This window comes from Streptomyces sp. NPDC002054, from assembly GCF_040296685.1.
GTDB lineage: Bacteria > Actinomycetota > Actinomycetes > Streptomycetales > Streptomycetaceae > Streptomyces.
This window is the reverse complement of the sequence record NZ_JBEOXT010000040.1, coordinates 75529-84538: the sequence shown is the minus strand read 5'-3', so window position 1 is coordinate 84538 and position 9010 is coordinate 75529. Positions and strand designations below refer to the sequence as shown.

Genomic DNA, 9010 nt, shown 5'->3' with positions numbered 1-9010 from the left:
GACGAAGCCGTCCCGGTCGACGACGGCCATCGCCAGATGGGCCGCGTTGAAAGACCGGCACCCGCCCCAAGCCCCGCCTCGGGACGCCGGGCCCCGGCCCGCCCGGGCGGGGGCTGCGCCCCACACCCGCCTGGGTGCACGGGCTTCGCCCGGCACCCGGGGGCCGGGGGCGGAGACCCCGAAATGGGGTGCCGGGCGGAGCCCGGGCACCTGGTGGGGTCCGGGGCGGAGCCCCGGTTTCGGGGAGGGGCGGGGTGGGGGAAGAGGCTCCCGCAGGGGGCGCCCCGGGGAGCGATCGTTCAGCCAGCCAGCAGTCAGCCAGCCAGTCAGCCGCCATCTAGCCGAAGGACAGCGCCATGCACCGCGCACTGATCGTCGTCGACGTACAGAACGACTTCTGCGAAGGCGGCAGCCTCGCGGTCCCCGGCGGCGCCGACGTCGCCGCCGCCATCACCGAGCTGATCGGCCAGGCCACCCCCGGCTACCGCCACGTCGTCGCCACCCGGGACCACCACATCGACCCCGGCGCGCACTTCGCCCACCCCCCGGCCGAGCCGGACTACGAGACCTCCTGGCCGGTGCACTGCGTGGCCGGCACGGAGGGCGTCGGGTTCCACCCGAACTTCGCGCCCGCCGTCGCCTCCGGCGCCGTCGCCGCCGTCTTCGACAAGGGCGCGTACGACGCCGCGTACAGCGGCTTCGAGGGCGCCGACGAGAACGGCACCGGCCTCACCCAATGGCTGCGGGACCGGCAGGTCACCGAGGTGGACGTGGTCGGGATCGCCACCGATCACTGTGTGAAGGCCACCGCCCTCGATGCCGTCCGCGCGGGCTTCCGGACCCATGTGCTGCTGGACCTGACCGCAGGCGTGGCCCCGCACACCACCCGGCGGGCCCTGGAGCAGCTCCGGACGGCCGGTGTGGAGCTGACCGGCATCCCGGTGGTCGCGGGCGGCCAGGACCCCGCCTAGGGCCCGGCCTAGAGCTCTCCCGGGCCCCGCGTCAGGCGCCCCGCAGCAGGGCCCGTATCGGGTGCCACAGCTCCTCCACGTCGTCCGGCGCCGTCCGCCACAGCAGCCCGTCCGGATGGTGGAGCACCGCCGTGACCTCGTCCGGGGTCGGCGGCTGGGTGTTCCCCCGCAGGTAGACGGCGCGCATGCCGAGGTTCCGCAGCCTGGTCAGGGCGCGGGCCCGGTTCACGGCGTGGACCAGTACGCGGACCGATCCGGACGGGCAGGCGGGCGCGCCGGCCACGCCGGCCGCCACGCCGGCCGCCGCCCCGGCCACCGGTCCGGCCACCGGTCTGGGCAGGGTCAGAGCGACCACGACGCTCCCGTTCGGGAGCTTGACGAAACCTCCGCCAGGCATGTGTTGAATCTCCCCCGTTGAGACAGAGTCGGAGCGGAGTGTCAATAAGACACTCGCACCGGCATCTAAACGCGAACGGCCGCCGCCCGCTAGAGGGCGACGGTCGATCATGCTCTGACCTGCGGTTTTGCTGATTACTTCGCGGAGGGGCCAACCTCGACCGTCATCTGGAGACCGTCGTACGGCTCCTTGACGATCTTGATCTTGGTGTTGGTGTCAGTGACCTTCACCGAACCGGTCGGGTTCTCGTCGTAGTAGTACTTGCCCTTGCGGTCGTCGAAGACCATGTTCGCGGCCTTCGGCTTCAGGAACAGCGACTCGCCGTTCTTGTGCAGGGTGAACGCGTCCGTCGAGTAGGCGCTGAAGGTCGCGTCGTACGGCTGGATCTTGTTCCGCAGCAGGGTGCCGTCCGCCCACTTCATGGGCTTGGCGTTCGCGTCGATCGGCAGGATCAGGCCCTGGCCGGGGTGGACGCTGGTGTTGTTGTCCTTCTGCGAGGTGTCCCACTGCCAGATCAGCAGGCCGTCCTGGTACGGGTAGTGCTCGACCCAGTCGGGACGGGTGTTCGCGAAGCCGAAGTTGTACGGGCCGACCTTGAGGGTCTGGTCGTACGAGACGTAGCGACGGTTCTCCGCCAGGTAGTACTGCGCGTACTCCTTGGTGAAGCCCTTCCCGATCCGGGAGAAGCCCTTGCCGGTCCAGCCGTTGTCGCCGTTCTCCGCACCGTCGGTGAAGAGCGCGGCACCGTCGGCCGTCAGCGTGATGGCGTCGGCCGTGAAGCCCTTGCCGCCCGCGCCGCCGTCCGTCTGGTAGCGGAACCGGAGGTCGACCTTCTTGCCCGCGTAGGCGTCCAGCGGGAAGTTCAGGTCCTGCCAGCCGCCGGAGACGTCGGTCAGCGACGGGGAGCCCGCGGCGTCGACCGGGATGGCCTTGCCGCCCGCGGTACCGGCCAGCGCGGTCCAGGTGGCGCCGCCGTCGGTGGACACCTCGGTGTAGAGGTAGTCGTAGTCCTTCTCGATGTCCCACCAGCCCTTGAGGGACAGGGCGGCGGACTTCTTGCCGGACAGGTCGACCGACCGGGTGAGGGTGTTCTTCAGGTCGTCACCCATGTTGCTCCACCACTGGGTGGAGCCCTCGGCCGGCGCGACGACCTCGGTGGTGACCTTCTTCTTCGGCAGCTCGACGACCAGCGCCTGCTTGTCCTTGGTGTTGTACTCCGCAACACCCAGCTTGTGCGTGGACTTCGTCGCGGCCTTGGCCTTGTCGTAGTTCAGCCAGCCGAGCTGCAGCTTGTCCCAGGCGGTCATGTCGCCCGGCATGTCGCCTATGGAGTCCTTGCCCTCGCCGAGCCAGGAGCCCGCCGACATCAGGGACCAGAAGCCGACGCTGTTGTCGCCGCCGCCCGTGGTGTCGTACAGGTCGGGCAGACCCAGGTCGTGGGCGTACTCGTGGGCGAAGACACCGAGGCCGCCGTTCTCGGGCTGCATGGTGTAGTCGCCGACCCAGATGCCGGTGTTGCCGATCTGGGCGCCACCGGCCTTGTTGTTCTCCGGGCCGGTCTTGCCCGCGTTGGTGCCGTAGGCGTACCAGCGGTGCGCCCACAGCGCGTTCGTGCCCTCGACGCCGCCGCCGGCCGACTCGTCCTCGCCCGCGTGGACGATCTGGAAGTGGTCGATGTAGCCGTCGGGCTCGTTGAAGTTGCCGTCGCCGTCGAAGTCGTAGCGGTCCCAGAGGTCGTACTGGGCCAGCTTCTCCTTGATCTGGGCGTCGGTCTTGCCCGCCTTCTTCTGGCCCTCGGCCCAGGCGGTCACGCCGTCACGGACGGTGTCCCACACGTTGGCGCAGTTGCTGCTGCCGCAGTAGTTGGAGCCGTAACGGGCCTCGTTGTACGGGACCTTGACCCAGTCGGCGACCTCGCCCTCGACCGAGTAACGGCCCGAGGAGGTCTTCTCCATGTAGGTCTTCAGAGAGTGCTTGCCGTTGCCCGTACCGAAGTAGAGCTCCTGGAAGTACTTCTGGTTGTAGTCCTTGCGCCAGACGGTGCTGTTGTCCTTCGCACGGTCCGGCTGCGCGATCTTGTTGTGCAGCGGGCCGGGCGTGCCACCGTACTTGACCACCGGCGGCTTGGGGCCGTCGGCGCCGTCCGGGTCGTGCATGGTCTGGGTGTCGACCTGGTCGCCGAACTCGACGAGGATGGTGAAGATCTTGTCGGTCTTCTCCCGGCCGAGCTCGACGTACTTCTTGTCGTCGAGCTTGACGACCTTCGAGGCACCGCGCTGCTCGGCGCCCTTCTTGCCGGACAGCACCTGCTCCAGGGCAGCCTTCTTGGCCTGCTCCTGCTGCTTGCTGAAGGGGCCTTCGAGGTCGTGCTCGACGTGCGCCTTCGACGGAGCGGTCGGGTCCTGGCGGTCGGCGACGGGGGCGTTGGAGCCCTTGCCCTCGGCCTGGGCGCTGGTGGTGAAGGCGAGCGTGGAAGCGGCGGTGGCAGCCATGGTCACGGCCACGGCGGCAGCGCGCACAGCGCGTCTTCTAGCGGAATTGCTGGTCACTTGATGTCGTTCCCCTCCCGCGGCCGCTCATGGACGGTCGGAACTTCGCCAAAGGAATGGGGTGTTCCGCGCGGCGCGCGTCTCAAGTGACGCTATTTGACCGGAGAGACTCGAGAAAAGACAGACCTTGACTTGGTCCGCCCAACTGCACTATGCGGTCAGTCAGTTCCGCTTATCGGACATTCCGCCGACTATCAGGGAGTTCCGGGGCGCACCGTGACTCCGTGCGCCCCCCGTGCCCCGGCACCGTGTGTCAGGTCACGCTTACCATCGGTACCGCCTGGGAATTCACGGTCGTAGAGCCACTCCGCCATGAGGGACGGATACCGCCATGCCGCGTCCGACTGCAGCACAGCTCGCCTACGGGTCCGCCACCGTGGTCGTGTCGACGATCGCCATGCTGCTGCTCTCGCAGACCAGCGCCGGCCCGGGGATCGCCGTCATCACCACGGCCGCGCTCGCGCTCGGGCTGTTGGTGGCCCTTACGGTACCGATGCCGAAGCGGCGCCGGCAGCGGGGCGAGGCGGCGCCGGCGGCGGAGGCGGCGGTTCCTGCGGCGGCGGTGCCTGCCGCGGCTCCTGCCGCACACACGACTGCGGCCGCCCGGGTGCCTGAGCCTCGGGCGGCCGCTGCCGAACATCCTGTGCACCACTAGGTGGCGGTGACCACCACCGTCTTGGCGACCTTGTCGTGCAGGCCCTGCTTGTAGGGCTTGTCGACGAGCATCGAGATGATGAGTGCGATCGGCCACAGGCAGAAGCAGCACAGCAGGGTCGGGATCCAGAGCACGGCGGCCCGGCTCAGCGAGGCGTTCGACGAGGGAACGCTGCCGTCGTTGAGCATCGCGACCCGCAGCCCCAGCCACTTCTTGCCGAAGGGCTGGCCGTTCTTCTTGGTGAAGAACCAGTCGTAGCCGACGTACGCGATGATCGCGATCAGGGTCCAGATCAGTCCGCTGCCGTTGTAGGAGCGGGTGATGATCTGGGTGACGTCGTCGCCCTCGTTCGTCTCGACCGTGTACCGGTCGGTGTTGAAGGGCAGTTGGATCAGGAAGAGCGGGATCGTGACGATGAGCGCGTCGACGATGCGGGCGAGGAGCCGCTTGCCGAAGTCGGCGAGCGGCGGCATCCCGGCGAGCGGATCGGGCATGCCGTAGCCGCCGGCGCCGCCTCCGCCATAGGGGTCACCGCCCCCGTACGGCGGCGGTGGCGGCGGATACCCGCCGCCACCCGGGGGCGGCGGCGGACCACCGGGCGGGGTACCACCGGGCGGCGGCGTGCCGTACGGAGAACCGCCCGACGGAGGCGTCGGTTCCTGGGGCTTCTTGAGGAACGGGTCGTCCTCGGGCGGCTGGCCCGGCGGCGGCTGATCGGTACTCATGGCCCGAGTCGAACCCGCCCCGCCCACCCCCGCAACGGGACCGCGTCCGTTAGGGGGAGGGAGAGGGCTTAGCGGCGAACTGCGGTGGCGGCGGCGCGGTCGTGCCAGGCGCGGCGGCGGGGGCGGTCGAGCAGGCACCACAGGGAGCCGGGGACGCCGAGGATCCCGTACACCAGCCAGCGGCGCAACGCCGCGCCGAACGACGGCGGCCGGCCGGTGGCCACCGCCGCGACCCTGATGCCGAGCAGCTTCTTGCCGGGGGTGCGGCCCCACCGGGCGGTGGGCAGCACCTCGTAGAACACCCCGAAGAGCAGCACCGCGCCGAGGACCACGGCCAGGTGCCCGGCGGTGGTGCCGTCCAGCAGCCACACCGTGACCGGCTCGCCGCCGCCGGCCCGTGCGGCCTCGTCCACCTTGGCCTGGAGGTGTTCGGTCACCTCCGGTACGGACGGCCAGGCGACGGCCGTACCGACCGCTGCGGGCGCCAGCGAGTCCAGCAGCCGGGCCGCCAGCCGCCGCCCGAGCCCGGCGGGCTGCTCGGCCGCCCGGTCGGCCATCCGCTCGAACACGGCCCGGTCGGTGACGGGCGGCCGGGCCGGGCTCGCGGCGACGGTTGTACGGGCAGGGGCCTCGGCGGCCCGGCCGGCCGGGGCGGGGGCCTGCGCCCGGGCCGGGAGCTGCTCGGCGCGGCGGGCCGGCCCGGGAACCTGGGCCATAGTGCGCGCCGCAGCGGGAGCGGGCACCGGCCGGGCATCACCCGCCGGCGCCGGCCAGCGACCGTCCGTCTCCCCCGGCCGGACGAGGTCGGAGGCAGGGGCAGGTGCCGGGGCGGGAGCCGGCGCCTGGGCGGATGCCGGAGTCGGGGCCGGAGCAGGAGCCGGGGCCGGGGCAGGGGCCGGGGCCGCGGCGGAAGTCGGGGCCGGCGCTGGGGCGCCCCAAGGGGCCGGGGCAGGGGCCGGGGCAGGGACGGGAGCCGGCGCCTGGGCGGAGGCCGGAGCCGGGGCAGGAGCAGAGGCAGAGACGCCCCAAGGAGCCGGGGCCGGCGCCGGGGCAGAGACGGGAGTCGGCGCCTGGGCGGAGGCCGAAGCAGGGGCCGCACCAGGGGCCGGAGTCGGGGCAGCGGCAGCGGCAGGGGTGCCCCAGGAGATGCGGTGGTCGCGGGGGCCGCCGAAGCCCGACTGCTGGGCGGGGTCGGCCTGCCAGGCCGGCCGATGCTCCCTGGCCGGCGCCACCGGAGCCATCGCGCCGGTCTCGTCCAGGAAGACGGGCCCCGTCTCGTCCGCCGGCGTGGCACGGCGGCTGGTGCCCGGCACCCACGCGGAGCCGTTCCAGTAGCGGACGAATCCGGGGATGGACGGATCGGGGTAATAGCCCTCGCGGGCCGCGTGCTCGCCGTCACCTGGGGAGGCCGTCAATGTCCCCAACTCCGATCGTGGCTTGAGGCTTGGCTTGTGCAAGGGACTGGACTTGCGCAAGGGAGGACCATAGCCAAGAACCCCGGCCCGACAGGTCCGGTAACGGGAGAATCCAAGCCTTCGGGCGAACCGCGGGCCGTTCCCGACTCCTCCCGCCCCTGTCGACCGTTTTCGGTCAGCCGAAAGATTCCGGCCAATCCGCGATTCCTCCCGGAAGTCGCGTCATGACCGGCCCGCACCGCGCTCTCTCCTCATGCGGGGCCGGGACAAGGCCCCGCGCACCGCAGAGAGAGGCACCCGTCATGCACCACCCGGTCATCGAGCGCGAACTGGAACTGAAGCTGGTCCTGTCGCCCGAACGCAGCATCGCCGTCCCCGCCCGGCTGACGTACCTCACGGCCGACCCGTACGCCGTGCACATCACCTTCCACGCGGGCTCCAGCGCCCCCGTGAACTGGACCTTCGCCCGCGAGCTGCTGGTCGAGGGGGTGTTCCGGCCCTGCGGTCACGGGGACGTCCGGATCTGGCCCACCAAGGTCGACGGCAGGGCGGTGCTGTGCATGGCCCTCAGCTCCCCCGACGGCGACGCCCTGCTGGAGGCCCCGGCGGCCTCGGTGTCCACCTGGCTGGAGCGCACCCTGCGGGTGGTCCCGCCGGGGTCCGAGGCCGAGCGGCTCGGCCTGGACGAGGCCCTCGCCGAGCTGCTGGCGCCCACGCCGGCGGACGACCTGTGGCTGCGCGATCCGTGGCCCTCGGACGAGTCCGGGGACGCCGACCTCTGATGCACGGCCTGCTGATGCACGGCCTGGCCGGGCGCGCGGGGCCGTCCTCAGAACAGTTTGCCGGGGTTGAGCAGGCCCAGCGGGTCAAAGGCCTGCTTGACCGCCCGCTGCATCTCCAGCCCCACCGGCCCCAGCTCCCGGGCCAGCCACTCCTTCTTGAGCACCCCCACCCCGTGCTCGCCGGTGATCGTGCCGCCCAGCTCCAGCCCGAGCGCCATGATCTCGTCGAAGGATTCGCGGGCCCGGCGCGTTTCGTCCTCGTCCGCCGGGTCGAAGCACACCACCGGGTGGGTGTTCCCGTCCCCCGCGTGCGCGCACACCCCGACCGTCAGCGCGTACTTCGCGGCGATCGCCGCCGTCCCGTCCAGCATCTCCGCCAGCCGCGACCGCGGCACGCACACGTCGTCGATCATGGTGGCCGGCCGGAGCGCCTCCAGTGCCGTCAACGACATCCGCCGGGCCTGGAGGAGGAGTTCCGACTCCGCCTCGTCCTCGGCGGGCACCACCGCGGTGGCCCCGGCCGCCGTGCACAGCTCCCCCACCGCCGCCAGACCGGCCGGCGCGTCCGGGGTGTCGAAGGCGGCCAGCAGCAGGGCCTCGGTGGTCTCCGGCAGCTCCATCCGGCCGAGCGCGTTGACCGCCCGTACGGTCGTACGGTCCATCAGCTCCAGCAGCGAGGGCGTCAGCCCGGCCTCCATGACGGCGCAGACCGCGGCACAGGCGGCGGCCACCGTCGGGAACTCGGCGGCCAGCGCCAGCTGCCGGGGCGGTGCGGGCCGCAGCGCGAGGACGGCCCCGACGACCACGCCGAGGCTGCCCTCGGAGCCGACGAACAGCCGGGTCAGGTCGTACCCGGCCACCCCCTTGGCGGTACGCCGGCCCGTGCGCAGCAGCCGGCCGTCGGCCAGGACCACGTCGAGCCCGAGCACGTACTCGGCGGTGACCCCGTACTTGACGCAGCACAGACCGCCGGACGCGGTGCCGATGTTGCCGCCGATGGTGCACTGCTCCCAGCTGGACGGGTCGGGCGGGTAGTACAGGCCCTGCTCCGCCACGGCCCGCGAGAGCACCGCGTTGACCACGCCGGGCTCGACCACGGCGATCCGGTCGACCGGGTTGATCTCGAGGATGCGGTCCATCTTCAGCAGCGAGAGCAGGATGCAGCCGTCGGAGGCGTTGGCGGCGCCGGACAGGCCGGTCCGGGCGCCCTGCGGGACCACGGGGACCCGGAACTCGGTCGCGGTGCGCAGCACGTGCTGGACCTGCTCGACGGTCCGGGGCAGCACCACGGCGGCGGGGCGGCCGGCGGCGCAGAAGCTGGCCATGTCGGTGGCGTAGGCGGCGGTCACATCGGGGTCGGTGAGCAGGGCCTCCGGTGGGAGACCTGCGGCGAGCCGGGTGTACAGCCGGGTCTGGAGATCGTCCATGAAGTCAGGGTGTCACCGGGGGCCATCGGTGTGAACACGGCCGCGCTCGTCTTCGGACACCGCGGAATGCTCTTCATATTGACGCACAG

The 9010-nt window shown here is 71.7% G+C and carries 8 protein-coding genes; 3 read left to right on the top strand and 5 right to left on the bottom strand.

Going from position 1 to position 9010, the window contains the following annotated elements; all coding sequences use genetic code 11:
- Positions 1-356 precede the first annotated feature (356 nt).
- Positions 357-971 carry a nicotinamidase gene (locus tag ABT123_RS30800; RefSeq protein ID WP_351320619.1) on the top strand — a complete coding sequence of 205 codons (615 nt, stop codon included), beginning with the start codon at positions 357-359 and terminating at the stop codon, positions 969-971.
- Positions 972-1002: 31 nt separating this feature from the next.
- Here the strand turns inward: ABT123_RS30800 and ABT123_RS30795 are convergent, their stop codons facing one another.
- A complete protein-coding gene (locus tag ABT123_RS30795; RefSeq protein ID WP_351320617.1) occupies positions 1003-1368 on the bottom strand; it encodes a hypothetical protein in 366 nt (121 codons plus the stop codon).
- Positions 1369-1502: 134 nt separating this feature from the next.
- Complete coding sequence (locus tag ABT123_RS30790) at positions 1503-3860, bottom strand: immune inhibitor A domain-containing protein (protein ID WP_351320629.1); 2358 nt, start codon at positions 3858-3860, stop codon at positions 1503-1505.
- 388 nt (positions 3861-4248) lie between these two features.
- Between ABT123_RS30790 and ABT123_RS30785 the strand changes: the two genes are divergently transcribed.
- Positions 4249-4572, top strand: a complete 324-nt coding sequence (locus ABT123_RS30785; RefSeq protein ID WP_351320615.1) for a hypothetical protein — start codon at positions 4249-4251, stop codon at positions 4570-4572.
- Here the strand turns inward: ABT123_RS30785 and ABT123_RS30780 are convergent.
- Together ABT123_RS30780 and ABT123_RS36795 are read right to left on the bottom strand one after the other, a co-directional pair.
- Positions 4569-5297 (bottom strand): RDD family protein, encoded by a 729-nt coding sequence (locus tag ABT123_RS30780; protein ID WP_351320613.1) that lies wholly within the window; start codon positions 5295-5297, stop codon positions 4569-4571. The two genes, ABT123_RS30785 and ABT123_RS30780, sit on opposite strands and share 4 nt — an antisense overlap.
- Before the next feature lie 68 nt (positions 5298-5365).
- The gene (locus ABT123_RS36795; RefSeq protein WP_502971099.1) at positions 5366-6712 is read right to left on the bottom strand and encodes an RDD family protein; all 1347 of its coding nucleotides are present in this window, start codon (positions 6710-6712) and stop codon (positions 5366-5368) included.
- 302 nt (positions 6713-7014) lie between these two features.
- Between ABT123_RS36795 and ABT123_RS30765 the strand changes: the two genes are divergently transcribed.
- Positions 7015-7494, top strand: a complete 480-nt coding sequence (locus ABT123_RS30765) for an SsgA family sporulation/cell division regulator (RefSeq protein ID WP_351320611.1) — start codon at positions 7015-7017, stop codon at positions 7492-7494.
- Positions 7495-7541: 47 nt separating this feature from the next.
- Here ABT123_RS30765 and ABT123_RS30760 read toward each other — a convergent pair whose 3' ends face one another.
- Positions 7542-8921, bottom strand: coding sequence for an FAD-binding oxidoreductase (locus ABT123_RS30760; RefSeq protein ID WP_351320609.1), 1380 nt, complete (start codon positions 8919-8921; stop codon positions 7542-7544).
- Positions 8922-9010 lie beyond the last annotated feature (89 nt).